The organism is Azospirillum tabaci (assembly GCF_014596085.1).
Taxonomy (GTDB): Bacteria; Pseudomonadota; Alphaproteobacteria; order Azospirillales; family Azospirillaceae; genus Azospirillum; species Azospirillum tabaci.
In genome coordinates, this window is sequence record NZ_JACCJY010000001.1 from 109165 (window position 1) to 124572 (window position 15408).

The window sequence follows — 15408 nt, forward strand, 5'->3', positions numbered from 1 at the left end:
GGCTCAGCGGTCCCAGCGCATCGCGGCGATGCGGGCGTCGCTGGTGAAGGCGGAGCGGCCGAACTCCAGTCGGATGCCCGGGAACTCGCTCAGCGCCTGGATGCCGGAAGCGCGGAGATAGATCCGCCAAGTCTGGAACGTGGCCGGCTTCGGCTCCCGGAAGGCCGCGCAGGTCAACAGCGCCAGACAGGCTCCCTTGTCCGGATCGCGCACCGAAGCGTAGCGAATGGCCTGGATGCCGGCCTGCCGCGCCGTCTCGGCCAAGCTCTGGCAGGGATCGTAATGGGTCGGGTGCGACCATGTCGCTGTGTCCTGGTCCAGGGGCGGGGCGGTCAGGTCCAATCCTTGATCCGTTCCGTAGGCAGCGCAGAAAGCCGTGTACTCATTCGGATTGGCCGGCCACGGCGTGTCGGGCGACTCCGCGAAGAACAGCAGGCGGTAAAAGGAAAGTTCGGCGACCGCCGTGCGCACGCTCTCCGCGGCGTAATAGACCCCCGGCGTTAGGCCCGCCCGCCGGAAGCGGGAACCTGTAGGGTAGGGGGCGTTGTAGCGGAACGGCGTGGACAGGAGAAAGTGAAGCCCCTGGCACTTGTTGGGAACCGGGGGCTTCGTGCCTTCGATCAACCGTTCGAGAAGGTCCTGCTCGTCCAGGGTATCGACCAGCTTAAGGGTGGAGACCTTGTTCTGGGCCTCCACCAGACGCCAGCATTCGCCTGTCAAGGTGCGTTGGCTAGAGGACAGCTCGGCGGGAGTCCAGGTAATCGATGACATGCACCAGCCCGGTTATGGTCTGGACTTTATCCAGCGGCTTGCTGTCGTCCAGCGCTGTGTTGACGTTTCTAAGCCATGCGCGGGCAACGTTCGGATCGCCGCCAACAATGGCATCAAGCGACCGATAAAGACGAATGAAGAGAATTGCAAGTTCGAAAGACTTATCGCTGGTTGACAGTGTCAGCCCATGTTTGCGCATGCGCGACACCGTAGGCTCCGAGACGCCCAAAATTCTCGCTAGGACTGTGTTGGGGATCTCAAGCTGGTCGGCGGCACGGAGGACAGCCTTGGTGACAACCTGCGCGTTGGATATCGCAGTGTTTATCGTTTGATGCGTCAGCATGGCCACCTCCTTTCTTGCGAAATCAGGATATAGCATTCTTTCCAAAGAAAGCAATGATCCAGTCGGATGACGCTCCGCACCTCTCCTCCGAAGGAGGAGAGGTGCGGAGCGTCATCCGATAGAAGCGAGCATTGGCCTCTCTTGCTCCCCCCTTTAGGGGGGAGCAAGAGAGGCCAATGCTGCGGGTCGCAGAGCCCATCTCGAGCATAAAGAAAATTTGGCGACAAAAATGTCACACATCGGAAAATTTTAAATTCGTGATGGAAGGGATGGTTTGGAGCCGCATTCAGTGCAGAGAGGAGCTTAAGAATACGCGCCTTCACCCCTCCAACCGGAAACTCCCGTCCTCGCTCAGCGTGGCGAAGGGGTTCCAGGCGACTTCCCAGGGGTGACCGTCCGGGTCGGCGAAATAGCCGCTGTAGCCGCCCCAGAAGACGTCCTGCGCCGGCTTCAGGATGCGTCCGCCGGCCCGCTCCGCCTGGGCCATCACGGCGTCCACCTCCGCCTTGCTGCGCAGGTTGTGGGCCAGCGTGATGCCGCCGAAGCCCGACGTCGGTCCGGACTCCGCCAGATGCGCGTCCTCGGCCAGCGCCTCCCGCCCGAACAGGGCGAGCGCCACGCCGCCCAGCTGGTAGAAGGTGATGGCGTCCTGGCTGACCGGGGAGGGGGTCCAACCCAACCCCTCCTCGTAGAAGCGACGGCTGCGCGCGAGGTCGGCGACGCCCAGAGTGATCAGGCTGACTCGCTGTTCCATTCAGCTGTCCTTCCGTTCGGTGGCGGGCGGCATGGCAACGGGCAGCCCGGCCTCCTTCCAGCCCTTGAAGCCGCCCTCCAGGTGGCAGACGTTCTCCAAGCCCATCGACTGCACGGTGTCGGTGGCGAGCGCCGAGCGCCAGCCGCTGGCGCAGTAGAAGACGAAGCGCTTGCCCGACGCGAAGACCGGCTTGTGATAGGGGCTGTCCGGGTCCACCCAGAATTCCAGCATCCCTCGGGTGGCCGGAAAGGCGCCGGGAATCATGCCGTCGCGCGTCAGTTCGCGCGGGTCGCGGATGTCCACGAAAAGCACGTCGGGGTCGCCGTGCAGGGACAGCGCCTGCTGCGGCGTGATCGCCTGGATGCGGCCGTTCGCTTCGGCCAGCATCTCCTTGTAGCCCTTCTTCATCGGCATGGCGGTTTCCTCCTTTTGACGCTTTGGCCGTAGTCGAACCCTTGGCGGGACCGTTGGCGCGTCTGCGCTGTTGTCATTCCACGCAACTGTGCAACAGGCCGCCCCGCCCGGTCCACCGGGAAGGGCCGTGCGGCCGGGGGAGCCCAGGGGAAGCCATGCCGATCGCCACCGACGGAATCACCGAAGCCGCCGCTTTGCCCACCGTCATCGACCCCGTCCGTGCGGAGCGGAACGAGCGCTACGTCCGCCGCCGCTTCTGGAACACGCTGCGCGCCAACCTGCATCGCATTCCCTTCCTGGAGCAGGCGCTGGCCGCCTTCTTCTGCGCGACCGACCCGCAGACGCCTTTCAAGGCGAAGGCGATCCTGATGGCGGCGCTGGCCTATTTCGTGCTGCCCGCGGACTCCATCCCGGACTGGCTGATCGCGGTCGGCTTCGTGGACGACGCGGCGGTGCTGGCGACCGCCATCCAGACGGTGCGGACCAATCTGAAGCCCGAGCATGAGGACCGCGCCCGCGCCACCCTGCGCAAGGAACAACAGATGAAGCCCCCCGAAATGAAGCCCACGGCTGGCGGCGGCTGACGGTTCACGCCTTGGCCGCGGGTCCCCGCTCGGCCCGCGACTGGGCCGCGTCGCGATGGGCGGTGTAGAGGGCGGAGGCCGCGATCACCCCGGCGCCGACCCAGCCCCACAGGTCCATCGCCTCCCCGAACAGCGGCCAGGCGAGCAGGGCGGTGAAGGGCAGGCGGGCGTAGTCGTACGGCATCATCGCCGAGGCCGGCGCCAGCTTGAAGGCGCGGGTCATCGCCAGTTGCCCCAGGGTCAGGATGCCGCCCAGCAGAACGAGCCAGCCGAGCGCCGTCCAACTCGGCCACTCCCACACGAACAGCGCCGGCACCAGCGCCATCGGGGTCAGGAACAGCCCCATGTAGGCGACCACCACCATGACCCCGTCGGAGGTCGCCAGCGCCCGCACCTGGAGCGTGGTGACGGCGGCGGCGACGCAATGCAGAAGCATGACCAGAATGGTCGGGTCCAGGGTGGCGTCGGCGGGGCGGATGACGATCATCACACCGGCCAGCCCGACCAGAACGGCGGCCCAGCGCCGCGCCCGCACCGTCTCGTTCAGGAACAGCGCGGCCCCGGCGGTGACGAAGAGGGGAATGGTGAAGCTGAGCGCCGTGGCGTCCGGCAGCGGCATGTGGGTGACGCTGTAGAACCAGCACAGCATCGCCACCAGGCTGGTCGCCGAGCGCGAGGCGTAGAGCCCCGCCCGCCCGGTGCGCAGCCGCCCCAGCCCGACCGCCGCGATCCAGGGCAGCATGAACATCAGGCTGAACAGGTTGCGGAAGAAGACGATCTCGAAGGGGTGAAGCTCGCCGCTGACGTGGCGGATCATCGCGTTGCCGATGGCGATGAACAGGGCGGCCCCCAGCATCCAGAAGGCTGCCTCCAGCGGCTTTCCCGCCATGCCGGGGCCGGTGGCGGGACCTTTGGCGGTGAGCGCGTGGGTGGGCAATCGGTCGCGTCCCTGGCGGATCGGCCTGCGGGTGGCGCTCCGTTGCCGGAAACGCCACCCCAGCGTGCATCGCTATCCTGCTCTTCGGACCGGTCCGGGTGCAAGGGACATTCGGGAGAGGATCAGCCGCCGGCCTTCAACGACTCGAGGCGGGCGCGAATCAGCGTGTATTCCGGCTCCTCCGGCTTGAACTGGGCCAGCAGGCGGGACCACAGGTCGGTGGCCTCCGCGGTCTGGCCGATGCCCGCGGCGTTCAGGCCGAGCAGCCAGAGCGCGTCGCGGTTGTCGGGCTCGGCCGCCAGCGCCTGACGGAGCGAGGCGACGGCCTCCTCCGGCATCGGGCCGGGCTTGCTGCTTCGCGGCTCCGCCGACAGCAGGGCGGAGGCGTAGGCGACCAGCACGTCGGGCCGCTGGGGCGCCCGCTCCCTCGCCTTGCGGGCAGCGTCGATGGCCTTCGCCGATTCGCCCAGGACGCCGTAGGAGCGCGACAGCCGCAGCCAGCCGTCCACGTCGTCCGGGTTGGCCTCCAGCCGGGCGGCCAGCCCGTCGACCATGCCGCGGATCATCTGCTGCTGGTCCTCGCCTTCGGACTGGCCCTGCGCTTGGCCTTGGCCCTGGCCCTGATTCTGGCCCTGGTTTTGGGCGACCGGCGGCTGTTGCTGGGCGGGCAGGGGCTCCGGCGTCACCTTGGCCGGGTCGAGGTTCAGCGCCTTGGCGGCCTGCTCGATCTGCGTCCGGACGATCGGTACCCAGGGGGCGTCGGCGTGGGACTCGGCGAGCAGGGCGCTCCAGCGCTCCAGCGCGTCCTTGGTGTCGCCGGCCTGGAAGCGGGCCAGCGCGGCGTAGAAGCGGGCGCGCGGCTCTTTCGGGTCCTTCGCCAGCACGCGGTCGAAGGTCTTGCGCGCCTCGTCCGGCACGGTGCCGCCGTTGGCCGAGATCAGGACCTCGCCGTAGCTGCCGAGAAGCTCCAGATCGTCGCCGGCCAGGGCCACCGCCTTGCCCAGAGCGTCGGCGGCCTCGGGCAGGCGGCCCATCTTGGCGTAGGCCTGGCCGAGGATGGCCCAGCCCTGCGGGTCGTCGGGGGTTTCGGCGAGCTGGGCCTTCAGCTTGTCCATCGCCGCCAGCACGTTCTTGGGCGGCCCGCCGCGCTCATGGTCGAGGTTGCGGGAGGCCAGCGGCTGCGCCGGCAGTTCCGGACGGCCCAGCTTGCCATAGACGGCCAGCGTGCCGAGCGGCAGCAGGACGGCCAGCAGGGCGGCCAGCGCCATCGCGCTGCGCGGGGCGCGGGGGGCTGCCTTGTCCTTCGCGTCATCCTTCGCAGAGCCCTTGCCGCGGTCGGCGATGGCAAGCATGCGGCGGCCGATCTCGGCGCGGGCGGCGGCGGCCTGCGCCTCGCTGATCAAGCCGCGGCCCTGGTCGCGCTCCAGCTCGCCGAGCTGGTCGCGGTAGACCTCCAGGTCGTAGGCGGCGCGCTCCTCGGCGGCTCCCTCGGGCTTCCTCAGCAGCGGCGGCACGATCAACAGCACCACGGCCGCCGTCATCGCGGCGGCGACGATCCAGAACAGCATCAGACTTTGTCCTTGCGGAGCAGGGCGTCCAGGCGCCGCCGCTCGTCCTCGGTCAGCGGGGCGGTGTCGCCGCCCGCGGCAACGGCGGCTCCCTTCCGCCCGCGCAGGTACAGGGCCGTGGCGACGCCGCCGATGGCCAGGACCACGAAGGGGCCGATCCACAGGAACAGCGTCGTCGCCTTGAAGGGCGGGCGCAGCAGCACATAGTCGCCGTAGCGGTCGGTGACGAAGCTCAGCACCTGCTGGTTGCTGTCGCCGGCGGTCAGCCGCTCGCGGACCAGCACGCGCAGGTCGCGGGCGAGCGGCGCGTTGGAATCGTCGATCGACTGGTTCTGGCAGACGAGGCAGCGCAGATCCTTGCTGATCTCCCGCGCGCGGCCCTCCAGCGCCGGGTCCTTCAGCACCTCGTCGGGCTGGACGGCGGAGGCGGCGAGCGGCGTCAGGGCGAGCAGGACGGCGAGCAGAAGGGCTTTCACGACGCGCTCCGCAGATGCTTGACCATGGGGAGGATCTGCTCCTCGACCACCTGCGGGGTCAGGGGGCCGACATGCTTGAAGCGGATGCGGCCCTGGCGGTCGAGCAGGAAGGTCTCCGGCACGCCGTAGACGCCCCAGTCGATGGACACGCGGCCGTCCAGATCGACGCCGATGCTGGCGTAGGGATCGCCGTTGCGGTTCAGCCAGGCGATGGCGTCCTCCGCCTTGTCCTTGTGGTTGATGCCGCGCACCGTCACGCCCTGCTCGCGGGCCAGCCGGGTGATGATCGGGTGCTCGGCCTTGCAGGGGATGCACCAGGAGGCGAAGACGTTCACCAGCGTGACGTCGCCCTTCAGCGTCGCGTTGGACAGCCCTTCCTTGTGGCCCGGCAGCGGCGGCAGGGAGAATTCCGGCGCCGGTTTGTCGATCAGGGCGGAGGGGATGTCGCGCGGGTCGCGGTCGAACCCGCGCAGGAAGGCCACGCCGACTCCGACGAACAGCAGCAGCGGCAACAGATAGATCAGGCGGCGCATCGGAAGCGTGTCCTTGCTCGGCGGGCGGGCTTATTCGGCGGGTTGAAGGGTGCCCTTGGCGGCGCGGCGGCGCTCCGGGGCGCCGACGCGGAAGCGGCGGTCGGACAGGCTGACCAGCCCGCCCAGCATCATCCCCAGCGAGCCGATCCAGATCCACGGCACCAGCGGGTGATGGTACAGCCGCACGGTCCAGGCCGTGCCGTTCTGCGTCGGGTCGCCCAGCGCGACATAGACGTCGGACAGCCAGGTGGTGTGGATCGCCGCCTCGGTCGTCGTCATGCGGGTGACCGGGTAGCTGCGGCGCTGCGGCGTCAGGGTGGCGATGTGATTGCCGTCGCGGGTGACGGTGAAGACGCCCTGCTCGGCGTTGTAGTTCGGACCCTGCACCGTGCCGACACGGTCGAACTGCACGGCGTAGGCGCCGACCGTGGCGTTGTCACCCGGCTTCATCGCCTTGATCGTCTCGCTCTGCCACGCCGAGGTGCCGGTCATGCCGGCGATGGCGATGCCCATGGAGGCGTGGGCGATGGTCATCCCCCAGGCGCTGCGCGGCAGGTTGACCGCGCGGTTCCAGCTGTCCTTCGCCGGGATGCGGAACAGGCGGATGCGCTCCGCGAACTCGGCGATCGAGCCGAAGAAGGCCCAGGCGGCGAGCGCGACCCCAACCAGCGCCAGCAGCGGGCCGCCGCCGTTGGTGACGTAGGCGGCGACGGCGACGCAGGCCACGGTCGCCACGCCCGCCGTCCACAGCCGGGTCAGGGCGCCCAGCAGGTCGGCGCGCTTCCAGGCCAGGAAGGGGCCGACCACCATGGCGATCACCATCGGGATGGCGACGGGGATGAAGGTGGCGTTGAAGAAGGGTGGGCCGACCGACACCTTGCCGAGGTCGAGCACGTCGAGGAACAGCGGGTAGAGCGTGCCGATGAAGACCGTGGCCGTCGCGGTGGACAGCAGCAGGTTGTTCAGCACCAGCGAGCCCTCGCGGCTGACCGGGGCGAACAGGCCGCCGGTCTTCAGGCTGGGCGCCCGCACGGAGTAGAGCAGCAGCGAGCCGCCGGTGGCGATGGCCAGCAGGACCAGGATGAAGACGCCGCGCGTCGGGTCCACCGCGAAGGCGTGGACCGAGGTCAGGATGCCCGAGCGCACCAGGAAGGTGCCCATCAGCGACAGCGAGAAGGTGATGATCGCCAGCAGGATGGTCCAGGTCTTCAGCGCGTCGCGCTTCTCCACCACGATGGCGGAGTGCAGCAGCGCGGTGCCGGCCAGCCAGGGCATGAAGGAGGCGTTCTCGACCGGGTCCCAGTACCACCAGCCGCCCCAGCCCAGCTCGTAATAGGCCCACCAGGAGCCGAGCGCGATGCCGGCGGTCAGGGTCGACCAGGCGGCCAGCGTCCAGGGCCGCACCCAGCGCGCCCAGGCCGGGTCCACGCGCCCTTCGATGAGGGCGGCGACCGCGAAGGAGAAGGCGATGGAGAAGCCGACATAGCCCGCGTAGAGGAAGGGCGGGTGGAAGGCGAGGCCGGGGTCCTGGAGCAGCGGGTTCAGGTCGTTGCCGTCGAGCGGCGCCGGAACCACGCGGATGAAGGGGTTCGAGGTGATCAGGATGAACAGCAGGAAGCCGACGCCGATCATGCCTTGGACGGAGATGACGCGGGCCTTCAGCGAGGGCGGCAGGTTGCGCCCGAAGATGCCGACCGCCGCGCCGAACACCGTCAGCATGACGACCCACAGCATCATCGAGCCTTCGTGGTTCCCCCACACGCCCGACACCTTGTAGAGCATCGGCTTCATCGAGTGGCTGTTGGCGACCACGTTCGACACGCTGAAGTCCGACACCACATGCGCCCAGGTCAGGGCGCCGTAGGCGACCAGAACCAGCAGCATCTGGGCGATGGCGGCGGGGCGGGCGACGCCCATCCAGGCGGCGTTGCCGGTGGCGGCGCCGACCAGGGGGACGCCGGACTGCACCAGCGCCACGAACAGCGCCAGCACCAGCGCGTAATGGCCGAGTTCGGGAATCACGGGCCCGATGCTCCCTAAAAGAACGGAATGAGGAGGAGTGGAGAAGCCGTCAGCGTCACGAGCTGGGCTTCTGCTCCTTCGAGTTCGCCTTGAAGTGCTCCGCTTCCTTCAGCGCGTCGGCGACTTCCGGCGGCATGTAGTTCTCGTCGTGCTTGGCCAGCACCTCGCGCGCCTGGAAGACGCCGTTGATCATGCGGCCTTCCGTGATGACACCCTGCCCCTCGCGGAACAGGTCGGGAAGCTGGCCGCGGTAGGTGACGGCGACGGTGTGCACCGTGTCGGTGACGCGGAACTGCGTCGTCACCCCGTCGGGCATCTTGCTCACGCTGCCTTCCTCGACGAGGCCGCCCAGGCGGAAGTTGCGGTCGCCGATGTCCTGGGTCTGCAACTGCGTCGGGCTGAAGAAGAAGACGATGTTGTCCTCGAACGCCGTCAGCGTCAGGGCGGTGGCCGCGCCAAGGCCCAGCAGGGCGAGGCCCAGCATGTAGAGGCGCCGTTTCTTGCGGGTCATCCTTCACCAACCTCCGCCGCGGGCGACGCCGCGGCACCGTTGCGCGCCCGGCGCCGCCGCGGCGGGCGGCTGCCTTCCAGCGCCTTCAGGGTCGTCTCGGCACCGCGCAGCGCCTTCAGCGTGGCGACCAGAAGGCCGACCATCACCAGCGCCGCCAGCCCGTAGGACGACCAGACATACGCGGCGTAGCCGCCCATCGCGAAAAACTCTGCCATCTTTGCCTCCGGCCCCGCGCCGCTCCCTGTCCAGCCCGTGCCTCAGCCCTGCGCCTCGGTCAGGCGCATCGTCTGGATCTTGCGCTGCACGATCTCCGCCCGCAGGCGCAGCAGGACCACCGTGATGAAGTAGGCGGTGAAGCCCAGCGCCATGACCAGCAGCGGGACCAGCATGGACCCGTCGATGGTCGGCCCGCCCATGCGGATGACGCTGGCCGGCTGGTGCAGGGTGTTCCACCAGTCCACCGAGAATTTGATAATCGGCACGTTCACGATGCCGACGAGAAGCAGCACGTTGCCCGCCCGCGTCCCGCGCTGCGGGTCGTCGAAGGCGTTCACCAGCGCCATGTAGCCCAGATAGAGGAAGAACAGGATCAGCACGCTGGTCAGCCGCGCGTCCCACACCCACCACGTCCCCCACATCGGCGCGCCCCACAGCGAGCCGGTGACGAGGCAGATCAAGGTGAAGCCGGCGCCGACCGGGGCGGCGGCCTTGGCGAACAGGTCGGCCAGCGGATGCTTCCACACCAGCCCGCAGGCGGCGGCGATGGCCATGTTGACGTAGACGAACAGGCTCATCCAGGCAGCGGGCACATGGATGTACATGATCCGCACGGTGTCGCCCTGCTGATAGTCGCGCGGCGACCCGATCAGCGAGATGTAGAGCCCGACGATCAGCAGGATCACGGTCGCCCCCGCCGTCCAGGGCAGGATCGCCGCCGACAGGCGCTGGAAGCGGGCAGGATTTGCAAATCGATGCATAGGACCTATGGGCCTCTGGTCGTGCTGCGGACGATATAAGCTCAGTGATGCCCCAGCGCGAGGGGTTTCGCCTTGATCTTGGTCAGGAAACATGGCCGTACACCGTGGTGTTTTCAGGACGGTGCGGCGGCCTGTCGCACTGACGGTACGACGGGTTGACGCGGCCTTTCCATGCTACGTTGGTGCAGGACGGGTGAAAAAGTCCGGCTGGCCCGGGTGAGGGAGCGAAACCGCGCTCAGTGCCGGTGCGCGTGATGGGCGTCCGGAAAGTGGGCGTGCCGGTGCCGGTGGCTGTGCGGCTCGGGGCATGAGTGTCTTGCCCCCACCCTAACCCTCCCCCGCTTCGCAGGGGAGGGAACTGCCGCCGCTTCGCAAAATCTCCCTCCCCTGTGAAAGCGGGGGAGGGCCGGGGTGGGGGCCGGCAGCTACCCGCGCGCCCGCAGGTAGGGGGTCATGCGCCACTCGGCGTAGCGGATCAGGCGCGAGGCGAGGAAGTTCAGCAGCAGATAGATGCTGCCCGCCACGATGAACACCTCGAACACCGCGAAGCTCTGCGCGATGATCTTGCGGGCGATGCCGGTGATCTCAAGCAGCGTGATGGTGCTGGCGAGCGAACTGGCCTTCACCATCAGGATCACCTCGTTGCCGTAGGCCGGCAGCATCTGGCGGATCGCCACCGGCATCACGATCCGGCGGAACAGCAGCGTGCGCGACATGCCGCAGGCGCGCGCCGCCTCGATCTGGCCCTGCGGCACCGACAGGATGGCGCCGCGCAGGATCTCGCTGGTGTAGGCGCCGGTGTTCAGCGTCAGCGCCAGGATGGCGCACCAGAAGGGCTCGCGCAGATAGACCCAGAGGAAGCTGCTGCGCACCAGCTCGAACTGGCCCATGCCGTAATAGATCAGGAAGATCTGCACGAGCAGCGGCGTGCCGCGGAACACGAAGACATAGGCGGCCATCAGCCGCTCGGTGACGCGGTTGCCGTACAGCCGCAGCAGAGCCACCGCGAAGGCCACGGCGGCACCGAACAGCAGCGCCAGCCCGACCAGTTGCAAGGTCACCGGAACGCCGCGCAGGAGGGTGGGCACGCTGTCCCACATCAGTTCCCAATTCATGGGTCAGGCCCTCCGCACGCCGCGGTTGGCGTAGCGTTCCGCCCGCTCGAATGCCACCGTCGAGACGGTGGTGAGCAGGAGGTAGAGCACCGCCGCGGTGGTGTAGAACAGGAACGGCTGGCGGGTCGACCCCGCCGCCACATGCGACACGCGCATGATCTCGGCCAGCGCCGTCACGGAGATCAGCGCCGTGTCCTTCAGGGTGAGCTGCCAGACGTTACCCAGCCCCGGCAGGGCGTAGCGCAGGGTCTGCGGCACCAGGATGCGGCGCAGGATCAGCCAGCGCGACATGCCGCAGGCGCGCGCCGCCTCGATCTGGCCGTGGGGCACCGCCTGGACCGCGCCGCGGATCACCTCGGTCGAATAGGCGCCGGAGATCAGCCCGACCGCCAGAACGCCGATGGAGAAGGCGTTCAGCTCAATGTAGCCCTCGTAGCCGAAGATCCGGCCGACGGCCATGACCGCGCCGCTGCCGCCGAAGAACAGCAGGTAGATGACCAGCAGTTCGGGGACGCCGCGCACGACGGTGGTGTAGACCTCCGCCACGCCGGTGAGGGCGAGGTGGCGGCTGAGCTTCGCCGACGCGCCGAGCGATCCGAAGACGAGGCCGAGGGCGAAGGCCGACACCGACACGGCGACCGTCATCGCCGCCCCGCCGAGAAGCTGGCCGCCCCACCCGTTCGGGCCGAAGGAGAGAAGTTCGAACATGCGCTCCGAAATGGGCTCCGAAATGGGCTCCGAACCGGGTTCCCCTCTCCCCGCGACGGGGGAGAGGGGGACATCCCTTCACATGATGGCCGGTTGCTTGATCGACCGGTTACTTGATCGAGATGTCGTAGCCGAAGTGCTGGGTGCTCAGCTTCGTGATGGTGCCGTCCTGGTTGGCCTCGGCGATGGCCTTGTTGAACAGCTCCTTCAGGTCGCCGTCGGCCTTGCGCAGACCCACGCCCACGCCCTTGCCCAGCACACCGCGCGCGAAGGCCGGGCCGAACAGGGTCATGTTGTTGCCGGCGTCGGCCTTGAGGATGGCGTCCACCGCCGAACGGTCGCCGAAGATGGCGTCGACGCGGCCGGCGGCCATGTCGATGCCGGCGTTGTCCAGCTTGTCGTAGGTGCGGACCGCCACCTGCGGCAGAAGCTTCTCCATGAAGTTCGCCTGGATGGTCGAGGTCTGCACGCCGACCGTCTTGCCCTTCAGCGCGTCGGCCAGGGCGGCGATGGCGGCCTTCGGGTCGTCCTTGGACAGGTCGTAGCGCTCGCCGGGGAAGGTCGCCTTGGCGAGCGGCGAATTCTTCATGGTGCCGAACATCGACGGCTCGGTGCCGTAGGGGCCGGCGAAGGTGATGACCTTCTCACGCTCGTCGGTGATCGACATCGCCGCCATGATGGCGTCGTACTTGCCCTGCTGGATGGCCGGGATCATGCCGTCCCAATCCTGGGCGACGATCTCGCACTCGGCCTTCATCTTCTTGCACAGTTCCAGGGCGAGGTCCGGCTCGAAGCCGATCAGCTTGCCCGACGGGTCCGTCGCGTTCCAGGGGGCGTAGGCGCCCTCGGTGGCGATGCGGATCTTCTTCCAGTCCTTGGCTTCGGCGGCGGTGCCGGCGACCGCCACAATGGCGCCGAGCGCCAAGGCCGCAACGATCTTCTTCACGGGAAAACCTCCTCTGTTCTGATGCCCTTATGGATGGCTCTTATGCTCGGGCAGGCTCTGAGGTTTACGGTTTTACAGCGCCAGTCAAGGGAATTGAGCGGGCCGTCCTCGCGCGATCGATTCAGCCGGCGCCGGACAGGTGGCGCGACAGGAACTGTCGCACGCGGTCCGATTCCGGATTGACCAGAACCCGGTCGGGCGGCCCCCGCTCCTCGATCCGGCCCTGGTGGAGGAACACCACCTCCGACGCGACCTCGCGGGCGAAGCCCATCTCGTGCGTCACGAGAATCATGGTGTTCCCCTCCTCGGCGAGCTGGCGGATGACCAGCAGCACCTCGCCCACCAGTTCGGGGTCGAGCGCGGAGGTCGGCTCGTCGAACAGCATCACCTTGGGCTGCATGGCCAGCGCGCGGGCGATGGCGGCGCGCTGCTGCTGCCCACCGGACAGCTGCACCGGGTAGGACTCGGCCTTGGCCAGGATGCCCACCTTGTCCAGCAGCTTGCGGGCGCGGTCCACCGCCTCCGCCTTCGGGACGCCCAGCACATGGACCGGCGCCTCGATGACGTTCTCCAGGATGGTCATGTGGGTCCAGAGGTTGAAGCTCTGGAACACCATGCCGAGCCGGGTGCGGATGCGGTCCACCTGCCGGGAATCGGCGGGGACGGTCTGGCCGCCGCGCGCCCTCTTCAGGCCGATGGCCTCGCCGCCGATGACGATCCGCCCCTCGTCCGGCACCTCCAGCATGTTGATGCAGCGCAGAAGCGTGCTTTTGCCGGAACCGGAGGAGCCGATCAGCGTGATGACGTCGCCTTCGCGCGCGGTCAGGGAGACGCCCTTCAGCACCTCCAGCGGGCCGAAGCGCTTGTGGACATTCTCGACGAGGACGGCTTCGGGGGCGTTGGGATTCGTGGGCGGGTGTCGGTGCATGCGGGGCTTGCTGGCGGGGAACGGTCTGGACCGCCCAACCATGGACGGTGCCGCTAGGCTAGACCGCCGGACAAACTCCCGCAACGCGGATTTTACAGGCCCCGGGGCAACCGCGCGATGGGGGAAGCCGGCGGGTTTTTCACCACAGCATCAGCACCAGAAGCTGCGGCGCCAGGATGCGCAGGCACATGGCCAGCGGGTAGACGGTGGCGTAGGCCAGCGCCGGCGCCTCCGACGCGACCACCGCGTTGGCGTAGGCGAGGCCCGGCGGGTTGGTCTGCGCCCCGGCCAGCACGCCGCAGATGCTGAGGAAGTTCAGCTTCATCACGCCGCGCGCCAGAAGCCCGGTCAGCAGCAGCGGCACCAGCGTGACGAGCACGCCCCAGGCCATCCAGGGGAGCCCGGCGCCGCTCGCCATCGTCTCGACGAAGCGGTCGCCCGACGCGATGCCCAGAACGGCGAGGAACAGGACGATGCCGATCTCGCGCAGGGCGAGGTTGGCGGCGGGCGGCATGAACCAGACCAGCGGCCCGATGTGGCCGATGCGCGCCAGGACGATGGCGACGATCAGCGGCCCGCCGGCCATGCCCAGCCGCAGCGGCGCCGGCATGCCCGGCAGGAACAGCGGGATCGCGCCCAGCAGCGCCCCCAGCGTGATGCCGACGAAGACCGGGATCATCTCCACCGTCTGCAGCCGCCGTTCGGAGTTGCCGATGATGCAGGCCGCCGCCTTGAGGTCGTCGGGCTTGCCGATCACCGTCAGGATGTCGCCGAACTGCAGCTTCAGCGCGGCGTTGGGCACCAGCTCCACGCCGGCGCGGTTGACGCGGCTGACCACCACGTCGCACGCCCCCTTGAGGTTCAGCGCGGCGATGGACTTGCCCAGCACCGGGTTGGCGGTGACGACGATGCGCTCCCACCGCAGGTCGCTGCCCTTGGTGGTCAGCCGGACGTCGGCCTCCCGCCCCATCAGCAGGCGGACCTGCTCAAGCCTTGGGCGCGGGCCGACGACGTGCAGCACGTCGCCCTCCTCCAGCCGGGTGTCCTCGCCGGGCACGCGGAGCTGGCCGCCGCGCAGCAGCCGCGACGCGCAGACCCCCAGGCTCGGCAGCATGGTGAGGTCGCCCAGCCGCACCCCGCGCAGAGCCGGGTTGGTGACGGCGATGTCCATGGTGTCGAGCGCCGCGACCTCGGCGCGCCGGGCGGCCTCGAAGGCTTTGGCCTCCTCCTGCGGGTCGATGCGGAAGGCGATCCGCACCACCGCCATGGCCAGCAGGTTTCCGGCGATGCCGAAGGGATAGGTGACGGCGAAGGCCAGGCCGGGCAGGGCCATCACCGCGGCGTCGGCCCCGACCTCCTTCAGCACCTGCTGCGAGGCGGCCAGCGCCGGGGCGTTGGTCACCCCGCCCGCGAAGACGCCGAGGCCGGAGCCCAGCGGCACGAGGTCGAACAGCACCAGGATCGCGGTCAGCAGGATGCTCGACCCGACCATCAGCAGCGCCAGCCCGTTCAGCGCCAGTCCGGACTTCTTCAGCGCCGCGAAGAAGCCGGGGCCGACCTGGATGCCGATGGTGTAGACGAACAGGATCAGGCCGAAGTCGCGGATGAACTCCATCATCTCGGCGTTCAGAGTCACCCCGGCCTGCTTGGCGAAGTGGCCGACCGCGATGCCTGCGAACAGCACGCCGCCGATGCCAAGCCCCACGCCGCGCAGCCTTATGTGGCCGAGCGCCAGCCCGAGGGCCGAGGTGACGCCCAGCATGAACACCACGCGCGCGATCGGCGGCATGGCCAGGAAGAGATCGATGAGCGCGTGCATGG

Annotated in this window: 18 protein-coding genes; 1 reads left to right on the plus strand and 17 read right to left on the minus strand. The window is 68.6% G+C overall.

Features of this window, described 5'->3' with window-relative positions; translation table 11 throughout:
• Positions 1–3 precede the first annotated feature (3 nt).
• From H0B54_RS00510 to H0B54_RS00525, 4 genes are all read right to left on the minus strand, one after another.
• Complete coding sequence (locus tag H0B54_RS00510; RefSeq protein ID WP_188258824.1) at positions 4–771, minus strand: RES family NAD+ phosphorylase; 768 nt, start codon at positions 769–771, stop codon at positions 4–6.
• On the minus strand, positions 731–1114 hold the full coding sequence (locus H0B54_RS00515; protein ID WP_188258825.1) for an antitoxin Xre/MbcA/ParS toxin-binding domain-containing protein: 384 nt from the start codon (positions 1112–1114) through the stop codon (positions 731–733). The genes H0B54_RS00510 and H0B54_RS00515 overlap by 41 nt, the downstream gene beginning before the upstream one ends.
• A 319-nt stretch (positions 1115–1433) precedes the next feature.
• On the minus strand, positions 1434–1868 hold the full coding sequence (locus tag H0B54_RS00520) for a VOC family protein (protein ID WP_188258826.1): 435 nt from the start codon (positions 1866–1868) through the stop codon (positions 1434–1436).
• On the minus strand, positions 1869–2282 hold the full coding sequence (locus H0B54_RS00525; RefSeq protein WP_211109097.1) for a rhodanese-like domain-containing protein: 414 nt from the start codon (positions 2280–2282) through the stop codon (positions 1869–1871). It abuts the gene before it with no gap.
• A 155-nt stretch (positions 2283–2437) separates the two neighbouring features.
• Here H0B54_RS00525 and H0B54_RS00530 point away from each other — a divergent pair, with 155 nt between their 5' ends.
• A complete protein-coding gene (locus tag H0B54_RS00530) occupies positions 2438–2866 on the plus strand; it encodes a YkvA family protein (RefSeq protein ID WP_188258827.1) in 429 nt (142 codons plus the stop codon).
• A 4-nt stretch (positions 2867–2870) separates the two neighbouring features.
• On the opposite strand, the gene H0B54_RS00535 is transcribed toward H0B54_RS00530, so the two are convergent.
• The 13 genes from H0B54_RS00535 to H0B54_RS00595 form a co-directional block, all read right to left on the minus strand.
• Positions 2871–3803 (minus strand): DMT family transporter, encoded by a 933-nt coding sequence (locus H0B54_RS00535; RefSeq protein WP_094301552.1) that lies wholly within the window; start codon positions 3801–3803, stop codon positions 2871–2873.
• A gap of 122 nt (positions 3804–3925) precedes the next feature.
• Positions 3926–5371 (minus strand): c-type cytochrome biogenesis protein CcmI, encoded by a 1446-nt coding sequence (gene ccmI, locus H0B54_RS00540; protein WP_188258828.1) that lies wholly within the window; start codon positions 5369–5371, stop codon positions 3926–3928.
• Complete coding sequence (locus H0B54_RS00545; protein WP_188258829.1) at positions 5371–5847, minus strand: cytochrome c-type biogenesis protein CcmH; 477 nt, start codon at positions 5845–5847, stop codon at positions 5371–5373. Before H0B54_RS00545 ends, ccmI begins: the two co-directional genes overlap by 1 nt.
• Positions 5844–6380 (minus strand): DsbE family thiol:disulfide interchange protein, encoded by a 537-nt coding sequence (locus tag H0B54_RS00550; protein ID WP_014238694.1) that lies wholly within the window; start codon positions 6378–6380, stop codon positions 5844–5846. The genes H0B54_RS00545 and H0B54_RS00550 overlap by 4 nt, the downstream gene beginning before the upstream one ends.
• A 30-nt stretch (positions 6381–6410) precedes the next feature.
• Positions 6411–8402 (minus strand): heme lyase CcmF/NrfE family subunit, encoded by a 1992-nt coding sequence (locus H0B54_RS00555; RefSeq protein ID WP_188258830.1) that lies wholly within the window; start codon positions 8400–8402, stop codon positions 6411–6413.
• Between the two features lie 55 nt (positions 8403–8457).
• Positions 8458–8913, minus strand: a complete 456-nt coding sequence (gene ccmE, locus H0B54_RS00560; RefSeq protein ID WP_094301556.1) for a cytochrome c maturation protein CcmE — start codon at positions 8911–8913, stop codon at positions 8458–8460.
• Positions 8910–9128: a heme exporter protein CcmD gene (gene ccmD / locus H0B54_RS00565; RefSeq protein ID WP_094301557.1), complete on the minus strand. Its 219-nt coding sequence runs from the start codon at positions 9126–9128 to the stop codon at positions 8910–8912. The genes ccmE and ccmD overlap by 4 nt, the downstream gene beginning before the upstream one ends.
• A 42-nt stretch (positions 9129–9170) precedes the next feature.
• Positions 9171–9890: a heme ABC transporter permease gene (locus tag H0B54_RS00570; protein WP_094301558.1), complete on the minus strand. Its 720-nt coding sequence runs from the start codon at positions 9888–9890 to the stop codon at positions 9171–9173.
• Positions 9891–10315: 425 nt separating this feature from the next.
• Positions 10316–11005, minus strand: coding sequence for an ABC transporter permease (locus H0B54_RS00575; RefSeq protein ID WP_188258831.1), 690 nt, complete (start codon positions 11003–11005; stop codon positions 10316–10318).
• Between the two features lie 3 nt (positions 11006–11008).
• On the minus strand, positions 11009–11713 hold the full coding sequence (locus H0B54_RS00580; RefSeq protein ID WP_188258832.1) for an ABC transporter permease: 705 nt from the start codon (positions 11711–11713) through the stop codon (positions 11009–11011).
• Positions 11714–11822: 109 nt separating this feature from the next.
• Complete coding sequence (locus H0B54_RS00585) at positions 11823–12659, minus strand: transporter substrate-binding domain-containing protein (protein ID WP_188258833.1); 837 nt, start codon at positions 12657–12659, stop codon at positions 11823–11825.
• A 121-nt stretch (positions 12660–12780) separates the two neighbouring features.
• Complete coding sequence (locus H0B54_RS00590) at positions 12781–13587, minus strand: ABC transporter ATP-binding protein (protein ID WP_188258834.1); 807 nt, start codon at positions 13585–13587, stop codon at positions 12781–12783.
• 139 nt (positions 13588–13726) lie between these two features.
• Positions 13727–15406 carry a putative transporter gene (locus H0B54_RS00595; protein ID WP_211109098.1) on the minus strand — a complete coding sequence of 560 codons (1680 nt, stop codon included), beginning with the start codon at positions 15404–15406 and terminating at the stop codon, positions 13727–13729.
• Positions 15407–15408 lie beyond the last annotated feature (2 nt).

Excerpts from the sequence above, each read along its gene's own strand:
- H0B54_RS00515 (WP_188258825.1), bottom strand. The coding sequence starts at position 1,114 with ATGCTGACGCATCAAACGATAAACACTGCGATATCCAACGCGCAGGTT.
- ccmI (WP_188258828.1), bottom strand. The coding sequence starts at position 5,371 with ATGCTGTTCTGGATCGTCGCCGCCGCGATGACGGCGGCCGTGGTGCTG.
- H0B54_RS00530 (WP_188258827.1), top strand. The coding sequence starts at position 2,438 with ATGCCGATCGCCACCGACGGAATCACCGAAGCCGCCGCTTTGCCCACC.
- H0B54_RS00575 (WP_188258831.1), bottom strand. The coding sequence starts at position 11,005 with ATGAATTGGGAACTGATGTGGGACAGCGTGCCCACCCTCCTGCGCGGC.
- H0B54_RS00550 (WP_014238694.1), bottom strand. The coding sequence starts at position 6,380 with ATGCGCCGCCTGATCTATCTGTTGCCGCTGCTGCTGTTCGTCGGAGTC.
- ccmD (WP_094301557.1), bottom strand. The coding sequence starts at position 9,128 with ATGGCAGAGTTTTTCGCGATGGGCGGCTACGCCGCGTATGTCTGGTCG.
- H0B54_RS00525 (WP_211109097.1), bottom strand. The coding sequence starts at position 2,282 with ATGCCGATGAAGAAGGGCTACAAGGAGATGCTGGCCGAAGCGAACGGC.
- H0B54_RS00580 (WP_188258832.1), bottom strand. The coding sequence starts at position 11,713 with ATGTTCGAACTTCTCTCCTTCGGCCCGAACGGGTGGGGCGGCCAGCTT.
- H0B54_RS00590 (WP_188258834.1), bottom strand. The coding sequence starts at position 13,587 with ATGCACCGACACCCGCCCACGAATCCCAACGCCCCCGAAGCCGTCCTC.
- H0B54_RS00570 (WP_094301558.1), bottom strand. The coding sequence starts at position 9,890 with ATGCATCGATTTGCAAATCCTGCCCGCTTCCAGCGCCTGTCGGCGGCG.
- H0B54_RS00595 (WP_211109098.1), bottom strand. The coding sequence starts at position 15,406 with ATGCACGCGCTCATCGATCTCTTCCTGGCCATGCCGCCGATCGCGCGC.
- H0B54_RS00510 (WP_188258824.1), bottom strand. The coding sequence starts at position 771 with ATGTCATCGATTACCTGGACTCCCGCCGAGCTGTCCTCTAGCCAACGC.
- ccmE (WP_094301556.1), bottom strand. The coding sequence starts at position 8,913 with ATGACCCGCAAGAAACGGCGCCTCTACATGCTGGGCCTCGCCCTGCTG.
- H0B54_RS00520 (WP_188258826.1), bottom strand. The coding sequence starts at position 1,868 with ATGGAACAGCGAGTCAGCCTGATCACTCTGGGCGTCGCCGACCTCGCG.